Annotated in this window: 18 protein-coding genes; 5 read left to right on the forward strand and 13 right to left on the reverse strand. The window is 72.7% G+C overall.

The genetic code is table 11. The annotated features are described in order from the left end of the window. Positions 1-2: 2 nt before the first annotated feature. On the forward strand, positions 3-758 hold the full coding sequence (pgl, locus tag BJY28_RS13350) for a 6-phosphogluconolactonase (RefSeq protein ID WP_179463437.1): 756 nt from the start codon (positions 3-5) through the stop codon (positions 756-758). Between the two features lie 49 nt (positions 759-807). Here the strand turns inward: pgl and BJY28_RS13355 are convergent, their stop codons facing one another. From BJY28_RS13355 to BJY28_RS13400, 10 genes are all read right to left on the reverse strand, one after another. Continuing rightward, positions 808-1,158, reverse strand: a complete 351-nt coding sequence (locus tag BJY28_RS13355) for an RNA polymerase-binding protein RbpA (RefSeq protein ID WP_179463438.1) — start codon at positions 1,156-1,158, stop codon at positions 808-810. Positions 1,159-1,185: 27 nt separating this feature from the next. Further along, positions 1,186-1,431, reverse strand: a complete 246-nt coding sequence (gene secG, locus BJY28_RS16440) for a preprotein translocase subunit SecG (protein ID WP_179463439.1) — start codon at positions 1,429-1,431, stop codon at positions 1,186-1,188. A gap of 148 nt (positions 1,432-1,579) precedes the next feature. Next, positions 1,580-2,371: a triose-phosphate isomerase gene (tpiA, locus tag BJY28_RS13365; RefSeq protein WP_179463440.1), complete on the reverse strand. Its 792-nt coding sequence runs from the start codon at positions 2,369-2,371 to the stop codon at positions 1,580-1,582. Continuing rightward, positions 2,368-3,573: a phosphoglycerate kinase gene (locus tag BJY28_RS13370; protein WP_179463441.1), complete on the reverse strand. Its 1,206-nt coding sequence runs from the start codon at positions 3,571-3,573 to the stop codon at positions 2,368-2,370. The genes tpiA and BJY28_RS13370 overlap by 4 nt, the downstream gene beginning before the upstream one ends. A 27-nt stretch (positions 3,574-3,600) precedes the next feature. Then, positions 3,601-4,605 (reverse strand): type I glyceraldehyde-3-phosphate dehydrogenase, encoded by a 1,005-nt coding sequence (gene gap / locus BJY28_RS13375; protein WP_179463442.1) that lies wholly within the window; start codon positions 4,603-4,605, stop codon positions 3,601-3,603. Between the two features lie 123 nt (positions 4,606-4,728). Next, complete coding sequence (gene whiA, locus BJY28_RS13380; RefSeq protein ID WP_179463443.1) at positions 4,729-5,709, reverse strand: DNA-binding protein WhiA; 981 nt, start codon at positions 5,707-5,709, stop codon at positions 4,729-4,731. 153 nt (positions 5,710-5,862) lie between these two features. Beyond that, entirely contained in the window at positions 5,863-6,813 is a 951-nt protein-coding gene (locus BJY28_RS13385) for a gluconeogenesis factor YvcK family protein (protein WP_179463444.1), read from the reverse strand. A 1-nt stretch (position 6,814) separates the two neighbouring features. Further along, positions 6,815-7,750, reverse strand: coding sequence for an RNase adapter RapZ (gene rapZ / locus BJY28_RS13390; protein ID WP_425485714.1), 936 nt, complete (start codon positions 7,748-7,750; stop codon positions 6,815-6,817). Beyond that, entirely contained in the window at positions 7,747-9,753 is a 2,007-nt protein-coding gene (gene uvrC / locus BJY28_RS13395; RefSeq protein WP_179463445.1) for an excinuclease ABC subunit UvrC, read from the reverse strand. Before uvrC ends, rapZ begins: the two co-directional genes overlap by 4 nt. A 182-nt stretch (positions 9,754-9,935) precedes the next feature. Beyond that, a complete protein-coding gene (locus tag BJY28_RS13400) occupies positions 9,936-10,877 on the reverse strand; it encodes a type IV toxin-antitoxin system AbiEi family antitoxin domain-containing protein (protein WP_179463446.1) in 942 nt (313 codons plus the stop codon). Positions 10,878-11,071: 194 nt separating this feature from the next. Between BJY28_RS13400 and hchA the strand changes: the two genes are divergently transcribed. After that, on the forward strand, positions 11,072-11,914 hold the full coding sequence (gene hchA, locus BJY28_RS13405) for a glyoxalase III HchA (RefSeq protein ID WP_179463447.1): 843 nt from the start codon (positions 11,072-11,074) through the stop codon (positions 11,912-11,914). 120 nt (positions 11,915-12,034) lie between these two features. Here hchA and BJY28_RS13410 read toward each other — a convergent pair whose 3' ends face one another. Together BJY28_RS13410 and uvrA are read right to left on the reverse strand one after the other, a co-directional pair. Continuing rightward, on the reverse strand, positions 12,035-12,493 hold the full coding sequence (locus BJY28_RS13410; protein ID WP_179463448.1) for a Rieske (2Fe-2S) protein: 459 nt from the start codon (positions 12,491-12,493) through the stop codon (positions 12,035-12,037). A gap of 130 nt (positions 12,494-12,623) precedes the next feature. After that, the gene (gene uvrA / locus BJY28_RS13415; RefSeq protein ID WP_343037116.1) at positions 12,624-15,884 is read right to left on the reverse strand and encodes an excinuclease ABC subunit UvrA; all 3,261 of its coding nucleotides are present in this window, start codon (positions 15,882-15,884) and stop codon (positions 12,624-12,626) included. A gap of 57 nt (positions 15,885-15,941) precedes the next feature. On the opposite strand from uvrA, the gene BJY28_RS13420 reads away from it, so the two are divergent. Genes BJY28_RS13420 through BJY28_RS13430 form a run of 3 tightly spaced genes read left to right on the forward strand, consistent with a single transcriptional unit; the run spans position 15,942 to position 19,383 of the window. Next, the gene (locus BJY28_RS13420) at positions 15,942-17,810 is read left to right on the forward strand and encodes a glycoside hydrolase family 15 protein (RefSeq protein ID WP_179463449.1); all 1,869 of its coding nucleotides are present in this window, start codon (positions 15,942-15,944) and stop codon (positions 17,808-17,810) included. Continuing rightward, on the forward strand, positions 17,807-18,490 hold the full coding sequence (locus BJY28_RS13425) for an MBL fold metallo-hydrolase (RefSeq protein WP_179463450.1): 684 nt from the start codon (positions 17,807-17,809) through the stop codon (positions 18,488-18,490). Before BJY28_RS13420 ends, BJY28_RS13425 begins: the two co-directional genes overlap by 4 nt. After that, the gene (locus BJY28_RS13430) at positions 18,484-19,383 is read left to right on the forward strand and encodes an EamA family transporter (protein ID WP_179463451.1); all 900 of its coding nucleotides are present in this window, start codon (positions 18,484-18,486) and stop codon (positions 19,381-19,383) included. The genes BJY28_RS13425 and BJY28_RS13430 overlap by 7 nt, the downstream gene beginning before the upstream one ends. 75 nt (positions 19,384-19,458) lie before the next feature. Here BJY28_RS13430 and BJY28_RS13435 read toward each other — a convergent pair whose 3' ends face one another. Next, complete coding sequence (locus BJY28_RS13435) at positions 19,459-20,565, reverse strand: TerC family protein (protein ID WP_179464144.1); 1,107 nt, start codon at positions 20,563-20,565, stop codon at positions 19,459-19,461. Between the last annotated feature and the right edge of the window lie 59 nt (positions 20,566-20,624).

A 20,624-nucleotide genomic window follows, 5' to 3' on the forward strand; every position in this document is an offset into this window, starting at 1 on the left:
TCATGACGTCAGCACCCGAGGGGGCCGAGCCGCTGCTCGTCGTCCATCCCACCCGGGCCCGGCTGTCCGCCGGCATCGGCGCCCGGCTGGCCCTGGCCGTGCTCGACGCCCAGGCGGAGCGCGGCTGGGCGGACGTCTCGCTCACCGGCGGCACCATGGGCTCATCCCTCGTCGCGGCGCTGGCCGAGTCCCCGCTGCGCGAGCTCGTGGACTGGGAGCGGGTCGGCATCTGGTGGGGCGACGAGCGGTACCTGCCGGCCGGGGACGCCGACCGCAACGACACCCAGAACGACGACGCCGGGCTGCGCAGCCTGGGCATCCCGGCCGAGCACGTGCACCGGGTCCCGGGACCGGACACCAGCGGCTCCGCCGAGGAGGCCGCGCAGGCCTACGAGGCCGCCCTGCGCGAGCACGGCCGCGGCTCCTTCGACGTGATGATCCTCGGGGTGGGTCCGGACGGGCACGTCGCCAGCCTCTTCCCCGGTCACCCGGCGCAGCTGTCCGACGACGCGATCGCGGTGGCGGTGCACGGCTCCCCCAAGCCGCCGCCGGACCGGGTCTCGCTCACCCTGGAGTGCCTGGCCCGCAGCCGGCAGGTGTGGTTCGTCGTCGCCGGCGACGACAAGGCGCAGGCGGTGGCCGACGGGATGGCCGGCGCCGGTCCGGAGCGGAGCAGCGCTGCCCAGGTGCGCGGCCAGCAGGCGACGCTGTGGCTGGTCGATCAGTCAGCGGCCGGCCAGGTCACCGAGCGCGGCTGAACCAGGGAGACCCAGTCCGGGCGCCGCCGGTGGCCCCGGCGCGGTCCGCTCAGCGGATGAGGCCCCGCTTGCGCAGCTCGGCGAGCCGCTCGTCGAGGATGGCCTCGCCCTCGACGTCGGAGCGGCGCTCCTTCACGTACGCGAGGTGGGTCTTGTAGACCTCCGCCTTCGGCGGGGCGGGCGGGTTGTCCTTGTCGGTGCCCGCGGGGAAGCCGCACCGGTTGCACTCCCAGGTCTCCGGGATCTCGGTGCCCTCCTCGATGGCGAAGGAGGGTCGCACCTCGTGCCCGTTGGCGCACCAGAAGGAGACGATCGTGCGCGGGGCGGCGTCGCCACGCTCGGCCTCGCCCATCGGGCCGGAGCCGATCCGGGTGCCGCGGATCGCGTTACCACCTGCCATGCGGGACCTCCTGGGGTCGGAGCGGGGTCAGCCGTCGAAGCGGTCGATGAGACCGATGCCCACGACCGAGGTGAACCAGATGAGGCCGATGACGACGGTGAACCGTGACAGGTTCCGCTCGGCCACCGACGAGGACCCCAGCGACGCGGTCATGCCGCCGCCGAACATGTCGGACAGGCCGCCGCCCTTCCCCTTGTGCATGAGGATGAGCAGCGTGAGGATCACGCCGGTGATCGTGAGGATCACGTAGAGGCCGATACGGACGGCGTTCACTCGTCGGGTCCTTCTGGTGTCGATGTCTGGTGTCGGTGGGCGGGCACCGGGCCGTGCCACCGGCCCCAGCGTACCTCTCGCCGGCGCCAGGCCGCAGAGGCGCTCCCGGGAGGCCTGCGCCCCCGGGCGGGGGCCAGGGGCGCGGCCCTCAGGTGGTCAGGTGCTTCTGGTAGCGGCAGATCGCGGCGAACTCCTCGGCGTCCAGCGAGGCACCGCCGACGAGCGCGCCGTCGACGTCCTCCTGGGACATGATCGCCGCGACGTTGCCGGACTTCACCGAGCCGCCGTAGAGCACCCGGACGGCGTCCGCGGTGTCGCCGGAGGCGATCTCGGCCAGCTTGGTGCGGATCGCCGAGCACACCTCCTGGGCGTCCTCGGGGGTGGCCACCTCGCCGGTCCCGATGGCCCAGACCGGCTCGTAGGCGATGACCACGGTGCGCAGCTGCTCGGGGGTGAGCCCGGCGAGGCTGCCCTCCACCTGGGCCAGCACGTGGGCGACCTGGTCGCCGGCCTGACGGACCTCCAGGCCCTCGCCGACGCAGACGATCGGGGTCATCCCGTGCCGGAAGGCGGCGGCCGCCTTCGCCGCCACGGTCTCGTCGCTCTCGCCGTGGCCGTCCCGGCGCTCGCTGTGCCCGACGACGACGTAGGAGCAGCCGAGCCGGGCCAGGAAGGCCCCGGAGACGTCCCCGGTGTAAGCGCCCGAGTCGTGCGGGCTGACGTCCTGGGCGCCGTAGCCGAGGGAGAGCTTGTCCCCGTCGACGAGCGTCTGCACCGAGCGCAGGTCGGTGAAGGGCGGCAGCACGACGACCTCGACCGAGGCCGGGTCGTGCTTGGCGTCGCGCAGCGTCCAGTCCAGCTTCTGCACCAGGTGGGTGCCCTGGACGTGGTCCAGGTTCATCTTCCAGTTGCCCGCCATCAGCGGGGTGCGGTCGCTCATGCGCTCTCCTCGTGGATGGTCAGGCCGGGCAGCTCCTTGCCCTCGAGGTACTCGAGGGAGGCCCCGCCACCGGTGCTGATGTGCCCGAACTGGTCGTCGGCGAAGCCGAGCTGGCGCACCGCCGCCGCCGAGTCGCCACCGCCGACGACGGTCAGGCCGCCACCGGAGGTGACCTCGACCAGCGCCTGGGCCACCGCCTTCGTCCCGTCCGCGTACGGAGCCATCTCGAAGGCGCCCATCGGGCCGTTCCAGAAGACCGTGCGGCAGTCGGCGAGCTTCTCGGCGAAGAGCCGACCGCTGTCCGGGCCGATGTCCACGCCCATCCGGTCGGCCGGGATGGCGTCGGCGGCGACCACCTCGTGGTCGGCGTCGGCGGAGAACTCGGTCGCCGCGACGACGTCGGTGGGCAGCACGATCTCGACGCCGTCCCGCTCGGCCTGGTCGAGGTAGCCGCGCACGGTCTCGACCTGGTCCTGCTCGAGCAGGCTGGTGCCGACCTCGTGGCCCTGGGCCTTGAGGAAGGTGAAGACCATCCCGCCGCCGATGAGCAGCCGGTCGGCGGTGCCGAGCAGGTTGTCGATGACCCCGAGCTTGTCGGAGACCTTGGCGCCGCCGAGCACGACCGCGTACGGGCGCTCGGGGTCCTCGGTGAGGCGCCGCAGCACGTCCACCTCGGTCTGCACCAGCCGGCCGAGCGCGGCCGGCAGCCGGGTGGCCACGTCGTAGACCGAGGCCTGCTTGCGGTGCACCACCCCGAAGCCGTCGGAGACGTAGGCGTCGGCCAGGGCGGCCAGCTGGTCGGCGAAGGCGCCGCGCTCGGCCTCGTCCTTGCTCGTCTCGCCGGGGTTGAAGCGCAGGTTCTCCAGCACCGCGACCTCGCCTTCAGCCAGCCCGGAGGCCACCTGCTGGGCGCTCTCCCCCACGGTGTCCGTGGCGAAGGCGACCGGGCGGCCGAGCAGCTCACCGAGGCGGGTCGCGACGGGGCGCAGCGAGTAGCGCTCCTCGGGAGCCCCCTTCGGCCGGCCGAGGTGGGCGCACACGAGGACCCGTGCCCCCGCCCCGCTCAGCTGCTCGATCGTCGGCAACGAGGCCCGGATGCGGCCGTCGTCGGTGATCCGGTCCCCGTCCAGCGGCACGTTGAGGTCCGAGCGGACCAGCACCCGCCGGCCGCGCAGGTCACCCAGGTCGGCGATGGTCTTCACGAGAGTCTCCTCCTGACCGGGCCGGCCTCAGAGGCTCTTGCCGACGAGCGCGGTGAGGTCGATGAGGCGGTTGGAGTAGCCCCACTCGTTGTCGTACCAGCCGACGACCTTGACCTGGTTGCCGATGACCTTGGTCAGGCCGGAGTCGAAGATGCAGCTGGCCGGGTCGGTGACGATGTCGGCGGAGACGATCGGGTCCTCGGTGTACTTCAGGATGCCCTTCAGGGGGCCGTCGGCGGCCTTCTTCACGGCGGCGTTGACCTCCTCGACGGTGACCTCGCGGCCGGCCTCGAAGGTGAGGTCGGTGGCCGAGCCGGTCGGGGTCGGCACCCGCAGCGCGTACCCGTCGAACTTGCCCTTGAGCTCGGGGATGACCAGGGCGACGGCCTGGGCGGCACCGGTCGAGGTGGGGATGATCGAGAGGTTGGCGGCGCGGGCGCGGCGCAGGTCCTTGTGCGGGCCGTCCAGCAGGTTCTGGTCCTGGGTGTAGGCGTGCACGGTGGTCATCAGGCCCTTGACGATGCCGAACTCGTCGTTGAGCACCTTGGCCATCGGGGCCAGGCAGTTGGTGGTGCAGGAGGCGTTGGAGATGACGTCGTGGCTGGCCGGGTCGTAGTCGCCGTCGTTGACGCCCATGACGAAGGTGGCGTCCTCGTTCTTCGCCGGCGCCGAGATGATGACCTTCTTGGCGCCGCCGTCGATGTGCGCCTTGGCGGCGGTGGCGTCGGTGAAGATGCCGGTCGACTCGATGACCACGTCCGCGCCGGCCTCGCCCCAGGCGATCTTGGCCGGGTCCTTCTCGGCGAAGACCTTGATCGTGCGGTCGCCGACCGTGATCGAGTCCTCGGTGGCGGTGACGTCCTCGGCGAGCACCCCGAGCACGGAGTCGTACTTCAGCAGGTGCGCGATGCTCTTGTTGTCCATGAGGTCGTTCGCGGCGACGACCTCGATGTCGGCGCCGGACGCCAGGGCGGCGCGGAAGAAGTTGCGGCCGATCCGGCCGAATCCGTTGATCCCAACGCGAACAGTCACGGTGATTGCCTTCCAGGTGGGGGCTCGGGGGGACGGCCGCAGGTCACGGCCCGATCACCGTCCACCCTATTCCTTCGGGCACCCACCGTCGCGCCGGGTGCCCAGCACGTGGCGAGCGGGCGCTCACCCGTCGAGCATGTCCGGGGTGAGCGTCGACTCGGTCCCCGGGACCCCCTGGTCGGCGGCCCGCTTGTCGGCCATCGCCAGCAGCCGACGCAGCCGTCCGGCCACCGCGTCCTTGGTCATCGGCGGGTCGGCCAGCTGGCCCAGCTCCTCCAGGGAGGCCTGCTTGTGGGTCAGGCGCAGGTCGCCGGCCTCGCGCAGGTGCTCGGGCACGTCGTCGCCGAGGATCTCCAGGGCCCGCTGGACCCGCGCCCCGGCGGCCACCGCGGCCCGGGCCGAGCGCCGCAGGTTGGCGTCGTCGAAGTTGGCCAGCCGGTTGGCCGTGGCCCGGACCTCGCGGCGCATCCGCCGCTCCTCCCAGGCCAGCACCGCGTCGTGGGCGCCGAGCCGGGTGAGCAGCTCGGCGATGGCGTCGCCGTCGCGGATGACCACCCGGTCCACGCCGCGGACCTCCCGGGCCTTGCCGGAGATGCCCAGCCTGCGGGCGGCACCGACCAGCGCCAGCGCGGCCTCCGGGCCGGGGCAGGTGACCTCCAGGGCCGAGCTGCGGCCGGGCTCGGTGAGCGAGCCGTGCGCGAGGAAGGCTCCCCGCCAGGCGGCCTCGGCGTCGCAGGTGGAGCCGCCGACGACCCGGGGCGGCAGCCCGCGCACCGGGCGCCCCTGGCTGTCGACGAGCCCGGTCTGACGGGCCAGCGCGGCGCCCTCGGCGGCGACCCGGACGACGTAGCGCGAGCCCTTGCGCAGCCCGCCGGGCGAGATGACCATGAGCTCGGTGGTGTGGCCGTAGAGGTCGGCGATGTCGCGGCGCAGGCGCCGGGCGGCCTGGGCGGTGTCCAGCTCGGCCTCGACGACGATCCGGCCGCCGACGATGTGCAGGCCTCCGGCGAAGCGGAGCACCGAGGCGACCTCCGCCTTGCGGCAGCACGTCTTCGTCACCTCGAACCGGCTGAGCTCGTCCTTGACCTTCGCGGTCATCGCCATCCCGGGCTCCTCCTGCCGGTGCCCGTGCCGGGCCCTCGTCCGTCCGTCGTGCTGAATGTCGTCGTGCTGGGTGTGGTCGTGCTGCGTGCGCTGGGGCTGACGCCCGCGGGGCGCCCTCGACCGCGCACCCACGTCTGCGTGCGCACCCTCGTCTCAGTCGAGGATGTCACGATATGCCGCCGCGAGGCGCAGGGTGTCGTGGTGGCCCGGCTGCTCCCGCTGCGCCAGCTGGGCGACGACCAGCTCGGCGCCCAGGCCGCGGCAGGCGGCGGCCAGGGTGGCCTCGTCCTCGACCGTGGCCCGGTCCACCAGGACGGTGTCGACGACCAGGTCGGGCGCCAGGGCGTGCAAGGTCTCCAGGTGGCGCACCGCGCTGAAGCCCGGCGTCTCGCTGGTGCTCAGCTCGAGGTTGAGGGTGAGGGTCTTGTGGGCGCGGGTCTCGACCAGGGCCCGGCGCAGCTCTGGGACGAGCAGGTGGGTCAGCACCGAGGTGTACCAGGAGCCGGGACCGAGCACGACGTGGTCGGCGTCGCGGACCGCGGTCACCGCCTCGGGGTGGGCCGGCGGCGCCTGCGGGATGAGCGAGATGGACTCGACCACGCCGGTGGTGCGGGCGATCTCGACCTGGCCGAGGATGGTCTCGCGACGGTCCGGGTCGTCCGGGCGCAGCCCGCTGACCTCGGCCTGCAGGCGCAGCGGCACCGCCGCCATCGGCAGCACCCGACCCCGGGCCTGCAGCAGCCGGCCGACCAGGTCGAGCCCGGTGACGGGGTCGTCGTGCAGCTGCCACAGCGCGACGATGAGCAGGTTGCCGACGGCGTGCCCGGCCAGCGTGCCCTCACCGGTGAAGCGGTGCTGCAGCAGCTCGCTCCAGGTGTGCCCCCACTCGGTGTCGTCGCAGAGCGCGGTCAGCGCCATCCGCAGGTCGCCGGGCGGCAGCACCTCGTAGTCGGCGCGCAGCCGGCCGCTGGAGCCGCCGTCGTCGGCGACGGTGACCACCGCGGTGAGGTGCTCGGACAGCAGCCGGAGCGCGGACAGCGAGGCGGCCAGACCGTGGCCGCCGCCGAGCGCGACGATCTCGGCGTGACGGGTCTGCGGGGTCATCTCACTCCCTCCCCAGGTCGCGGTGGACGACGAAGGTGGACACCTCGTCGCCGGCCAGGCGCTCGGCCAGCGCCTCGGCGGTGGCCACCGAGCGGTGCTTGCCGCCGGTGCACCCCACCGCGAGCGTGACGTAGTGCCGGTTCTCCCGCACGTACCCGGCGGTGACCGGCACGAAGAGCGCCTGCACCGCGTCGAGGAACTCCGCCGAGCCGTCCTGGCGCAGCACCCACTCGGCGACGGTCTCCTCCTGGCCGGTGTGCCCGCGCAGCTCGGGGACCCAGTAGGGGTTGGGCAGGAAGCGCATGTCGAAGACGTAGTCGGCGTCCAGCGGCACGCCGTACTTGAAGCCGAAGGACATCACCGCCAGCCGCACCGTGTGCCGCGGCGCCCCGGCGACCAGCGGCGCGATCTTGCGGGAGAGCTGGTGGACGTTCAGCCCCGAGGTGTCCACGGTGACATCGGCGATGGAGCGCAGCTCGGCGAGCATCCGGCGCTCCCGCTGGATCCCGTCGAGCATCCGGCCGTGCCCCTGCAGCGGGTGCGGCCGCCGCACGCTCTCGAAGCGGCGGACCAGCGCCTCGTCGGTGGCGTCGAGGTAGACGAAGCTGGTGTGCCAGCCGGCCTCGCGCATCCGGCGCAGGGCGTCGGCCAGCATGTCGAAGCCCTGCGCGCGCACGTCCACGACGATGCCGACCCGCGCCGGGCCGGTCAGCCCTTCGGGGCGGTCGGTGGCGGCAAACCGCTCGGACAGGTCGAGCAGCGAGTCCAGCAGCGAGATCGGCAGATTGTCGATGACGTACCAGCCGTGGTCCTCCATGACGTTCGCCACCGTGGAGCGGCCGGCGCCGCTCATCCCGGTGACCACCACCACCTGCGGGTCGTCGGCGGCGGCCGGCTCGATCGTCTCCGATGGCCGGGAGGGGCGGTCGTCGGTCACGGCTGCTCTCCTTCGTCGAGGACCTCGCCGGTGGTGAGGTTGACGGCGGGCGCCGTCTGCTGCGAGCCCAACTCTGCCGCAATCCGCTGCGCCAGCGCAGGTCCGATCCCGGGGACCTCGGTCAGCTGCTCGGGAGAGGCGGCCCGGACCTTCTTCACCGAGCCGAACCGGGAGAGCAGGGCCTTGCGCCGGGACTCGCCGAGGCCGGGGACCCCGTCCAGCGCGCTGGCGGTCATCGACCGGCTGCGTCGCTGCCGGTGGAAGGTGATGGCGAAGCGGTGCGCCTCGTCCCGCACCCGCTGCAGCAGGTAGAGCCCCTCGCTGGTGCGCGGCAGGATCACCGGGTGGTCGTCGCCGGGCAGCCAGACCTCCTCGAGGCGCTTGGCCAGGCCGACCAGGGCGACGCCCTCGATGCCCATCTCGTCGAGCACGGCCTGGGCGGCGTCCACCTGGGGGCGGCCACCGTCGACGACGACGAGGTTGGGCGGGTAAGCGAAGCGGCGGGGGCGGCCGGTCTCCGGGTCGATGCCGGCGGGCGTGCCGGCGGTGTCCGGGTCCGGCTCGTCGGTGCCGGGCTCCGGGGGCACGACGTGCTGGTCGCCCTCCCGCGGCTGGACCCGGGCGAAGCGACGCTGCAGCACCTCGCGCATCGCCGCGGTGTCGTCGCGGCGGCCGTCGACGTCACCGCGGACGATGAATCGGCGGTACTCGGACTTGCGCACCAGCCCGTCCTCGAAGACGACCATCGAGCCGACGACGTCGGTGCCCTGGACGTGGCTGATGTCGTAGCACTCGACGCGCAGCGGGGCCTCGTCGAGGTCCAGCGCCTCCTGCAGCTCCTGCAGCGCCTGGCTGCGGGCGGTGAGATCGCCGGCCCGGGCGACCTTGTGCCGGGCCAGCGCCTGGGTGGCGTTGCGCTCGACGGTCTCCATGAGGGCTCGCTTGTCGCCGCGCTGCGGCACCCGCAGGCTGACCTGGCTGCCGCGGCGCTCGCCGAGCCAGGCGGCGACCCCCTGGTCGTCCTCGGGGGCGACCGGGACGAGCACCTCGCGCGGCACGTCCTCGCCCCCTTCGCCGCCGTAGACCTGCTGGAGGAGGTGCTCGACGATGCCGGGCAGCTCCTCGGTCTCCTTCTCGGCGACCCAGCCGCGCTGACCGCGGATGCGCCCGCCGCGCACGTGGAAGACCTGGATGGCCACCTCGAGCTCGTCGTCGGCCAGGGCGAAGACGTCGGCGTCGGTGCCGTCCGGGAGGACGACGGCGGAGCGTTCCAGGGCCTTGGTCAGCGCGCCGATGTCGTCGCGCAGCCGGGCGGCCCGCTCGAAGTCGAGCTCGGCGGATGCCTCGGCCATCCGGCGCTCCAGCCGGCGCACGAAGCGGCCGGTGTCCCCGGCCATGAAGTCGCACAGCTCCTGGGCGATCTCCCGGTGCTCCCCGGCCGAGACGGTGCCCACGCACGGCGCGGAGCACTTGTCGATGTACCCCAGCAGGCAGGGGCGCCCCACCTGGCCGGCGCGCTTGAAGACGCCGGAGCTGCAGGTGCGGACCGGGAAGACCCGCAGCAGCAGGTCGAGGGTCTCGCGGATCGCCCAGGCGTGGGTGTAGGGGCCGAAGTAGCGGGTGCCCTTGCGCTTGCGTCCGCGCATCACCTGCGCCCGCGGGAACTCCTCGCCCATCGTCACGGCGAGGTAGGGGTAGGACTTGTCGTCGCGGTACTTGACGTTGAAGCGGGGATCGAACTCCTTGATCCAGGCGTACTCCAGCTGCAGCGCCTCGACCTCGTTGCGGACCACCGTCCACTCGACCCCGGCGGCGGTGCGAACCATCCGCTGGGTGCGCGGGTGCAGCCCGGCGATGTCCTGGAAGTAGGAGCCGAGCCGGCTGCGCAGCGACGTCGCTTTGCCGACGTAGATGACCCGGCCGTGCTCGTCCCGGAAGCGGTAGACGCCCGGCTCGACCGGAATCGACCCCGGTGCGGGTCGGTAGGTCGCCGGATCTGCCACCCCGTCACCCTACGAGCCCCCACCGACTCCCCCGAAACTCACCTGTCTCCCCTTTATCGGGTTACCCGATAAAGGCTCGCTTCCCGGAGAAGCCTTCTCGGGTGAGCGAGAGGTTCTCGACGCTGAAGGGGTCGTGCGCCCCTGACGCGGTCAGGGGGTGCCGGACGTCTCGAGGTACGCGGTCAGCGTGCTGCCGGTGTGCGCTGCGAGGTGCGGACGGCCCGCCGGATCCGGGCGTGCAGCAGGCTCGGACGGGACAGGTCGGACCAGGTCACCCGGACGACCACGTACCCGAGAGCACGAAGGCGGTCTTCCCGCCGCTTCTCGCTGACCAGCGCCGGGACGCCGCCGTCGGCGTACTTCACCACCCCGTCGAACTCCAGCAGGACGGTGGTCCCCTCGATCTGCAGGTCCGCACGCGCCACGAGCGCCCCACCGTCGCAGATCTCCACCTGGGGCACCGTGGGGATGCCCCAGAAGGAGCACATCACCCGCAGCCGGCTCTCCCCGACGGACTCCGACCGGCCGTCACAGTGGTGCAGCATCGCGCACGCGGCCCCCGATCCGGCGATGCCGTCGACGCGCCCCACTTCTGCGGCGAGCTCCTCCGCGCTCAGCAGCCCGCTGTGCAGGGCCGCGTCGGCGGCGACCACGCCCGGCAGGACCCCGTCGTCGCTGGCGGTCTGGACCACGGCCGCCGCGACGGGGACCGCCGGGCCCACATCGGTCGTCACCGACGGCCGGCTGGTCGGCCGGATGGTGGCCAGCTGGGTCATCACCTGGCGGGGCACAGGACGCTCCAGCCGGGCCCGGCCCAGCTTGGCCGGGCCCACCGGCAGCCCGTGGGCCACCACCGCGGTGCGCCCGGCGAGGACCGCGTCGGGGTAGACGACGAGGAGCCCGCGCCCCAGCGGCCGGTGGCGCTGCTCCGCCTGCTCGGCCTCGGACGCCTCGGTATCGACGTGACTCGGCAGGGCGTAGACGCTCCGCCCCAGGTGCAGCAGCTCGCCGCGAGACACCGCGCGACGAAGGGCGTTGCGGTCCGCGCCGAGCCGACCGGCCTGCGTGGTGACGACGACGCCGCCCTGCGACGCCGCGAGCTCCTGGATCTCCGTGATGGCCATGTAGCCATCTGACCGGGAGCGGCGGGCCTGCGACAGTCACGCGCGTGTGCTGTGGATGCCGACGGCGGCGCCGCGCCCCCTGTGGGAGGGCCCACAAGCCACACCTGATCGAACGGGGAGGAAGGACGCCCGGTGGAGCGGTCGCGGGCGAGCGTGCGACGGTAGGCCGGTACCCATACGAAAGGACCTCTCTCATGGCTTCCTCCGCACCCGTCCCCGACCGCGCCGAGCGGGACGCCTTCTTCCCTTCGGACTCCTCGCTGGAGCAGTACGTGCCGCCGCAGGCCGGGATCGACGTCCCGGACCACGAGCAGGTGGCCTCCGGCCCGCGCCGGGTGCTGGTCATCGGCACCGACGAGCGCTACCTGCGCCTGGCGGACGGGCGGTACTTCTCGACCGGCAACCATCCGGTCGAGACCCTCGGACCGATCATGCACCTGCGGGCAGCGGGCTACGAGTTCGAGGTCGCGACCCCGTCCGGCGCCATGGTCAAGCTGGAGCACTGGGCGGTGCCGGCCGAGGACGAGGCGGTGAAGGCGGCCCTCGACGCGCTCATGCCGCAGCTGCGCGACCCGCGCCCGCTGGACGAGGTGGTCGCCGAGCTCGACCCTGCTCGCTACGCGGCAGTCTTCGTCCCCGGCGGGCATGGAGCGATGATCGGTCTGCCGACGAGTGCTGGTGTCGGAGCCGCCCTGCGCTGGGCGCTGGAGCACGACCGCCCGGTCATCACGCTGTGCCACGGCCCGGCCGCCCTGCTGGCTGCCACCGACGACCAGGGGCGCTCTCTCTTCGCCGGCTACGAGGCGTGCGTCTTCCCGGACGCCCTGGACTCCGGAGCCAACATCGACCTCGGCTACCTGCCCGGCGCCATGTCCTGGCTGCTCGCCGAGCGCCTCGCGGAGCAGGGGGTCACGGTCGTCAACGACGACATGAGCGGCCAGGTGCACCGGGACCGGCTGCTCGTCACCGGCGACAGCCCGCTGGCCGCGGACGCCCTCGGACGCCTCGCGGTCGAGACGCTGGCCGAGCTCCGGTGAGCGGCCGGAGGTAGCCGCTGGCCCGCTGGCTGCCGAGGAACGCTCGGTAACCCCAGAAGCCTTCTCCGGCGACCGAGCCTTTATCGGGTAACCCGATAAAGGCTCGGGGGCGGGTGGGGGTCAGGTGACGACGAGCTCATCGCCGTCGAGGGTGACCTCACGGGTGGTCAGGCCGGTCTCGGCGGGGCCCTTGGTGACCTCGCCGGTGGCCGGGTCGAAGGTGCTGCCGTGGCAGGGGCAGACGATCGCGTCGCTGGTCACCTCGTCCACCGCGCAGCCCTGGTGCGGGCAGGCCGCGTCGAAGGCGGCGTACTCCCCCGCGCTCGGCTGGGTGACGACCACCGAGCCGGAGACCGTGCCGCCACCCTCGGGCACCTCGCTGCTGGCCACCCGGACCTCCTCGCCCGAGCCGGCCGAGCCACCCGAGCCGGAGGACGAGCCACCGCCGTCGTCGCTGCCGCCGCAGCCGGCGAGGATCAGCGCGCCGCCACCGACCGCGCCGACGCTCATCACCGCTCGGCGGGTGGTGCAGCCGCCGGTGCAGGCAGCGCCTGCGTCAACAGCACGACGTTCGTCCATGATCTCCCTCTCGGGTTGTGGGCAGCGACGGAACAGCATCGTCCACGCTAGCCGCCGACGCTGTCCCCCGGCTGTCGGCGCGCTGTGGTGCTGCGCCTGCCGCGAGCCGCTCCGGCGACCCGGCCCGGCGTCAGCCCGCCTTGCGTGCCCGGCGGGCGGCCGCCTTGGCTCGCGAGGAGACCTCCGGCGCGGGTGTCGGCGTCGTGGTCTTCCGGCTCGTCGCCTTCTCCCCCGCCTTCGCCGTCTTCTTCGTGGTGGCGGACTTCGTGGTCGTCGCGGACTTCTTGGTGGCCGCCGTCTTCGTGGTCGCGGCCGTCTTCGTGGTCGCAGTCTTCTTCGTCTCCGCGGGCTTCTTGCTGCTCGCCTTCTTCGCCGTCGCCTTCCGCGCGCCCGCGGCCGCACCCTGCGGCCCCGAGCCCTTCGCGGCCGTCGTCGTCGCGCCCGCGGCGGCGTCGCCCACCGGGACCGCGTCGTGCCGCTCCAGCACCGGCCGCAGGTACCGCCCTGTGTGGCTCTCCGGCACGGCGGCCACGTCCTCGGGGGTACCGGTGGCGACCACCTGGCCACCGCCGGAGCCACCCTCGGGACCCATGTCGATGACCCAGTCGGCGTTCTTGATGACGTCGAGGTTGTGCTCGATGACGATCACCGTGTTGCCCTTGTCCACCAGCCCCTGCAGCACGACGAGCAGCTTGCGGATGTCCTCGAAGTGCAGGCCGGTGGTGGGTTCGTCGAGGACGTAGACGGTCCGCCCGGTGGAGCGCTTCTGCAGCTCGGCGGCCAGCTTGACCCGCTGCGCCTCGCCGCCGGAGAGGGTCGGTGCGGGCTGCCCCAGCCGCACGTAGCCCAGCCCGACCGCGTTGAGCGTCGTCATGTGCCGGGCGATCGCCGGGACGGCGGCGAAGAAGTCCTCCGCCTCCTCGATCGGCATGTCCAGCACGTCGGCGATCGTCTTCCCCTTGAAGTGCACCTCGAGGGTCTCCCGGTTGTACCGGGCCCCGTGGCACACCTCGCAGGGCACGTAGACGTCCGGGAGGAAGTTCATCTCGATCTTCAGGGTGCCGTCGCCGGAGCACGCCTCGCAGCGGCCGCCCTTGACGTTGAAGGAGAACCGGCCCGGCTGGTAGCCGCGGACCTTGGCCTCGGTGGTCCCGGCGAAGAGCTTGCGGACGGCGTCGAAGACGCCGGTGTACGTCGCCGGGTTCGACCGCGGGGTGCGCCCGATCGGGCTCTGGTCGACGTGCACGACCTTGTCCAGGTGCTCCAGGCCGGTGACCGTCTTGTGCCGACCGGGCACGTGCCGGGCCCGGTTGAGCTTGTTCGCCAGGACGTTGTAGAGGATGTCGTTGACCAGGGTCGACTTGCCGGAGCCGGAGACCCCGGTCACCCCGATGAGCGTGCCCAGCGGGAAGCTGACGTCCATCCCGGTGAGGTTGTGCTCCCGGGCCCCGCGGACCACGAGCTCGCGGTCCGGGTCGCGCGGCCGACGCACCGCCGGGACCGGGATGGACAGCTCGCCGGAGAGGTAGCGGCCGGTCATCGACGCCGCGGTCTGCTTCAGCCCGTCGAGGCTGCCGGAGTGCACGACGTGGCCGCCGTGCTCCCCCGCGCCGGGACCGATGTCGACGAGCCAGTCGGCCGCGGCGATGGTGTCCTCGTCGTGCTCGACGACGATGAGCGTGTTGCCGAGGTCGCGCAGCCGGGTGAGCGTCTCGATGAGCCGCTGGTTGTCCCGCTGGTGCAGCCCGATGCTCGGCTCGTCGAGGACGTAGAGCACCCCGACCAGCCCGGCCCCGATCTGGGTGGCCAGCCGGATCCGCTGCGCCTCGCCGCCGGACAGCGTGCCGGCCGCCCGCGACAGGGTGAGGTAGTCCAGGCCGACGTCGAGGAGGAAGCCCAGCCGGGCCTCGATCTCCTTGAGCACCAGCGCCGCGATGTGCCGCTCCCGCTCGGTGAGCTCCACCTCGTCCATGAAGGCCTTGGCGTCCCGGATGGACAGGTCGGAGACGTCGGCGATGCTGCGCCCGCCCACGGTCACCGCCAGCACCTCGGGCTTGAGCCGGGTACCGCCGCACGTCGGGCAGGGCACCTCGCGCATGTAGCCCTCGTAGCGCTCCCGGCTCCAGTCGGACTCGGTCTCGGCGTGCCGCCGCTTGATGAAGGGGATGACCCCCTCGAAGCCGGTGGAGTAGGTCCGCTCCCGGCCGAAGCGGTTGCGGTAGCGCACGTGCACCTTGTGGTCCTGGCCGTGCAGCAGCGCCTCCCGGGCCCGGGCGGGCAGGGAGCGCCACGGGGTGTCCATGTCGAAGGAGAGGTCGTCGCCGAGCGCGGCCATGGTCCGCTGGAAGTACTGCGCCGACTGCCCCTGCGACCACGGCTGGATGGCGCCCTCGGCGAGCGTGGCGTCCTCGTCGGGCACGAGCAGGTCGGGGTCGACCTCGAGCTCGACACCGATGCCGGTGCAGCGCGGGCAGGCGCCGTAGGGCGCGTTGAAGGAGAAGGTGCGCGGCTCGATCTCGTCGAGCGCGATCTCGTGCTCGTTGGGGCAGGCCATCTTCTCCGAGAAGCGGCGCTCGGTCGGCAGCGGCTCCCCCTTCGCGTCCAGCACCTCGGCACCCGCCCCGGAGGGGTCGACGTCGACGAAGTCGATGACCACGACCCCGGAGGCCAGCCCGAGCGCGGTCTCCACCGAGTCGGTGAGCCGCTGCTTGGCGGTGCGGTCCCCGCCCTTGGCGACGAGCCGGTCGACGACCACCTCGATGGTGTGCTTGACCTGCTTCTCCAGCGACGGGGCGTCGGAGAGGGTGACCACCTCGCCGTCGACCCGGGCGCGGCTGTAGCCGGCCGTCTGCAGCTCGGCGAAGAGGTCGACGAACTCGCCCTTGCGACCGCGCACCACCGGCGCCAGCACCTGGAAGCGGGTGCGCTCGGGCAGCTCCAGCAGCCGGTCGACGATCTGCTGCGGGGTCTGCCGGGTGATCGCCTCGCCGCACACCGGGCAGTGCGGCCGCCCGACCCGCGCCCAGAGCAGGCGCATGTAGTCGTTGACCTCGGTGATCGTGCCGACCGTCGAGCGCGGGTTGCGGTTGGTCGACTTCTGGTCGATCGAGACCGCCGGCGACAGCCCCTCGATGAAGTCGACGTCCGGCTTGTCCATCTGGCCGAGGAACTGGCGGGCGTAGGCCGAGAGCGACTCGACGTACCGCCGCTGCCCCTCGGCGAAGATCGTGTCGAAGGCGAGCGAGGACTTGCCGGAGCCGGACAGCCCGGTGAAGACGACGAGGCTGTCCCGCGGCAGCTCGACGTCGACGTCCTTGAGGTTGTGCTCACGGGCCCCCTGGACGGTGATCTCGTCGTGCAGGCGGGAGCCGGAGCGCTTCTGGGAGGTCACCCGCACAACTCTAGGCGGCACCCCCGACAGCGCCCAGCGCGCCTCTAGGCTGGCCCGATGACGACTCCGATCGAGGACTACGCGGTCATCGGCGACACCGAGACCGTCGCCCTGGTCAGCCGGGCCGGGTCGATCGAATGGCTCTGCCTGCCCCGCTTCGACTCTCCCTCCTGCTTCACCGCGCTGCTGGGCACCCCCGAGCACGGGCGCTGGCTGCTGACGCCCGTGGCCGAGGCGCGCACCACCCGGCGCTACCACGAGGGCAGCTTCGTCCTGGAGACCACGCACGAGACCGAGACCGGGGTGGTCCGGGTCACCGACCTCATGCCGCTCGGCGACGGCCGGGCCGACATCGTCCGCCGGGTCGAAGGGGTCTCCGGCAGCGTGGTGATGGACCACGAGTGGGTCGTCCGCTTCTCCTACGGCCGGATCACCCCCTGGGTCACCCGCGGATCCGGGCACGACGAGGACGCCGGCGAGGTGCTGACCGCGGTCGCCGGCCCGGACATGCTGGTGCTGCGCGGCGACCGGCTGCCCAGCGCCGAGGGCGACCACCACCGGGACCGGTTCACCGTGCACGAGGGCGAGCGGGTGGACCTCTCGCTGACCTGGACCGCCTCGTGGAAGCCGGTCCCGCCGCCGCTGGACGCCTCCTCCCGGATCGCCGCCACCGTCGCCCGCTCCGCCGAGTGGGCCGCCCGCTGCACCTACCAGGGGCGCTACCGCGAGCAGGTGGAGCGCTCGCTGCTGGTGCTGCGGCTGCTCACCGACACCCGGCGCGGCGGGATCGTCGCAGCACCGACGACCAGCCTGCCGGAGCACTTCGGCGGGGAGCGGAACTGGGACTACCGCTACTGCTGGTTGCGCGACGCCTCGCTGACCCTGGAGTCGCTGCTGCGCTCGGGCTACGTCGGGCCGTCCCGGCTGTGGCGGGACTGGCTGGTCCGGGCCATCGCCGGCGACCCCGAGGACATGCAGATCATGTACGCCGTCGACGGGGGGCGGGAGCTGCCCGAGCGCGAGCTGGACCACCTGCCGGGCTACGCCGACAGCCGGCCGGTGCGGGTCGGCAACGGCGCCGTCGACCAGAAGCAGACCGACGTCCTCGGCGAGGTGATGATCGCCCTCGAGGACGCCCGTCGGCTGGGGCTGGAGGAGTCCCCGCAGTCCTGGGCGGTGCAGCGGGCGCTGGTGGACACCCTGGCCACCCACTGGGACGAGCCGGACAACGGGTTGTGGGAGATCCGCGGGCCGCTGCGCCACTTCACGCACAGCCGGGTGATGGTCTGGGCCGCCTTCGACCGGGCCGTCCGGGCGGTCGAGGAGCACGGCTACCAGGGCGACGTCGAGCGCTGGCGCGAGCTGCGGGACGCGGTGCACGCGGAGGTGTGCGAGCGCGGCTGGGACGAGCGGCGGCAGACCTTCACCCAGCACTACGAGACCGAGGAGGTGGATGCCTCGCTGCTGCTCATCCCGCTCGTCGGCTTCCTGCCTCCCGACGACGCGCGGGTGCACGGCACCATCGCGGCGATCGAGCAGGACCTCATGCGTGGCGGCTTCCTGCTGCGCTACCGCACCGAGAGCGGCATCGACGGCCTCACCGGTGACGAGCACCCCTTCCTGGCGTGCTCGTGGTGGCTGGTCAGCGCCTGGGCGGCGATCGGCGAGGTGGCCAAGGCCGCGGAGCTCATGGACCGGCTGGTCGCCCTGCTCAACGACGTCGGTCTGGTCGCCGAGGAGTACGACCCCGAAGGGGACCGCCAGGCCGGCAACTTTCCGCAGGCCTTCTCCCACCTCACCCTCATCGGCGCGGCCTACGCCCTCGCCGAGGCCGAGGCCGAGGCCGAGGCCGAGGGCCGAGCCGAGCAGCAGCAGCAGAGCACCGCTGCCGCACCCACCCCCACCGCGAAGGAGAGCACGCGATGAGCCAGACCGCCCCGCAGGAGTACACCGGTGACGTCGCCCCGGGCGACCCGGCCCAGGTCCGTCGGCTGCGGCGGCTGACGATCCGCAAGATCGCCGTCGGCGAGATGTACAACAACGTCTACCTGCTGACCTGCACCGCGACCGGCGAGCAGCTGCTCATCGACGCCGCTGCCGAGGCCGAGCGGGTGCTGGCCCTGATCGCCGAGGGCGGCGACGGCCTGGCCCACCTGGTGACCACCCACCGTCACCACGACCACGTCGGGGCCCTGGCCGAGGTCGCCCGAGAGACCGGCGCCGAGACCTACGCCGGCGAGGACGACGCCGCGGCTCTGCCGGAGCTGCCTGACCACTCGCTGCGGCACGGGGACACCGTCACCGTCGGCGAGGTCGACCTGCAGGTGCTGCACGTGCGCGGGCACACCCCCGGCTCGGTGGTCCTGGTGCACACCGAGCCCGACGGCAGCGCCCACGTCTTCACCGGGGACACCCTCTTCCCCGGCGGCGTCGGCGCCACCGACCGCTACGACTACCAGGACTTCGGCACCCTCTTCACCGACGTCACCGAGCGGATCTTCGCCACCCTCGACGACCGTGCCTGGGTCTACCCGGGCCACGGCGGCGACACCACGCTCGGCGCGGAGCGGCCGCACCTGGAGCAGTGGCGAGAGCGCGGGTGGTGACCCGGCGCCTCTCCGCCTCCGCGGTCCCCGCCCCGCTGCTCGTCCTCGGCGGGGTCGTCTCGGTGCAGTTCGGCGGGGCGCTCGCCGCTATCCTCGTTCCGGAGATCGGTGCCGGACCGTCGGTGCTGCTGCGCCTGCTCGTCGCGGCCGGGCTGATGCTCGCGCTGACCCGTCCTCGGGTGCGCGGCTACACCCGTGAGCAGTGGCTCACCGTGGGCGCCTTCGGCCTCGCGCTGGGGCTGATGAACTGGTCCTTCTACGCCTCGCTGGCGCACCTGCCGATCGGGGTCGCGGTCACCGTGGAGTTCATCGGGCCGCTGACCCTGGCCACGGTGCTCTCCCGCCGGCCGCGCGACCTGCTGGCGGTGGCGGCTGCCGCCCTCGGGGTGGTGCTCATCTCCGAGGCGACCGAGCTGCCGCTGGCCGAGCTGGACTGGACCGGGCTGGCGCTGGCGCTGGCGGCCGGCGTGTGCTGGGCCGCGTACATCATCCTCTCCGGGCGCACCGGTGCCGCCTTCCCGCAGCTGGACGGGCTCACCTTCGCCCTGGTCGTCGCATCCGCGGTGGTGCTGCCGGCCGGGCTCGTCGGCTGGGACCAGGTGGGGCCGCGCCATCTCGCCTTCGGCGCGGGGGTGGCGGTGCTCAGCTCGGTGCTGCCGTACTCCCTGGAGCTGCTGGCGCTGCGGCGGCTCAGCGCCCAGGTCTTCGGGATCCTGCTCAGCCTGGAGCCGGCGGTGGCGGCGCTGGCCGGTCTCGTCGTGCTGGGCCAGCGACTGGGCCCCGCCCAGCTCGTCGGCATGGCCCTCGTGGTCTCGGCGAGCGTCGTCGTGCTCGGCCTCGGCCGCCGAGGAAGAGACGTCACCCCCGACTCCTTGGCGGAGACCGGGGGCTGACGACGGGCTGACGACCTGGGAGACGCTGGTCGTCGGGTCGGCCCACGCTGCGGCGGGGCCGACCCGACCGAGAGGTCAGCCGTCCTTGCCCTGCGCGGCGCGGCCGTCCTCGGAGGCCGACGCGTCGGCCGGCTCGTCCTCGCCCCGCGGTACGCCCTCGCGGTCCGCGCCGTCCGGCCCGGCCTCCTGCTCCTTCTTCTCCTGCTCCAGGGTGTCGGCACCCTTGCCGCCGGTCTTGATGAGGCTGGCGACGGTGGTGACACCGAGGATGACGAAGATGGCGCCGAGGGAGACCGAGATCGGGATCTCCGGGACCGGGACGTGCTCGCCGCCGTTGATGAACGGCAGCTCGTTCTCGTGCAGGGCGTGCAGGATGAGCTTGACCGCGATGAAGCCGAGCAGCACGGCCAGGCCGATCGTCAGGTAGACGAGCTTCTTCAGCAGACCACCGATGAGGAAGTACAGCTGGCGCAGACCCATGAGGGCGAAGAGGTTGGCCGTGAGCACCAGGTAGGGCTCCTGGGTGAGGCCGTAGATCGCCGGGATGGAGTCGAGCGCGAAGAGCAGGTCGGTCATGCCCAGGGCGAGCACGACGAAGAAGATCGGGGTGACGACCCGCTTGCCGTTCTCCTTGGTGATGAGCCTCTGCGTCCAGGTCTGGGTCGAGGGCAGCCGCCGCTCGGCCCACTTGAGGATGCGGTTCTCCTCGTACTCCTCGTCGTCGCTGTCCCCCTCGAAGGCGAGCTTGATCGCGGTGAAGAGGAGGAAGGCGCCGAAGATGTAGAAGACCCAGGAGAACTGGTTGATCGCCGCGGCACCGACGAAGATGAAGATCGTGCGCAGCACGATGGCGATGATGATGCCCCACAGCAGCGCGATCTGCTGGTACTTCTGCGGCACCCCGAAGCTCGCCATGATGATGAGGAAGATGAAGAGGTTGTCGATCGAGAGCGAGTACTCGGTCAACCACCCGGCGTAGAACTCGCCGGCGAGGGTGCTGCCCTGGGTCACCCAGATCCCGATGCCGAAGAGCACCGCCGCCGAGACGTAGCCGACGAGGGCGACCGTCACCTCACGGGTGGAGGGGACGTGCGGGTTGCGGGCGATCCAGATGACGTCGAAGAGCAGCACGGCGGCAGCGACGCCGAGCGTGAGCAGCCACACCCAGGTGGGGACCTCCATGGTTCCGCCCGGGATGAGGGCTGGTGCGGTCAGCGCGGGAGCGCCGACGAGGGTGGTGG

The sequence above is a fragment of the Janibacter alkaliphilus genome (assembly GCF_013408565.1).
Classification (GTDB): Bacteria; Actinomycetota; Actinomycetes; order Actinomycetales; family Dermatophilaceae; genus Janibacter; species Janibacter alkaliphilus.